General features: G+C 48.6%; 1 pseudogene (running past both ends of the window). It reads right to left on the minus strand.

The features are described 5' to 3' along the window. Positions 1–393 (minus strand): annotated as a pseudogene (locus tag COU47_01390) (hypothetical protein) (it extends past both window edges: 79 nt to the left, 449 nt to the right).

The raw sequence follows: 393 nt of genomic DNA on the forward strand, positions 1-393 counted from the left end.
TGTACCGGAAATGGCGGCAATGCGTCTGACAGCGTAACGGTGCAGGTACAGTCGGCTACTCCGCCTACAGTAAACATTAAAGCAAATAACAGCGACGGACCGATAACTATCGGACACAACTCAAGCGCGACTCTCAGCTGGACATCAACAGATGCAAGCTCATGTACTGCATCAGGTTCATGGTCGGGCTCAAAGAATACTTCAGGCTCACAGTCAACCGGCAATCTTATTAATACAAAAACATATTCAATCACCTGCACGGGCAATGGTGGCAGCGCATCTGACAGCGTAACAATATTTGTTGAGCAGGCAGCATCCCCTACTGTAGATATCAAAGCAAACGGCAGTGATGGACCGATCACCATCGGATACAATGCAAGCGCGACAATAAGC

The organism is Candidatus Niyogibacteria bacterium CG10_big_fil_rev_8_21_14_0_10_46_36 (genome assembly GCA_002772995.1).
Taxonomy (GTDB): domain Bacteria; phylum Patescibacteriota; class Minisyncoccia; order 1-14-0-10-42-19; family 1-14-0-10-42-19; genus 1-14-0-10-46-36.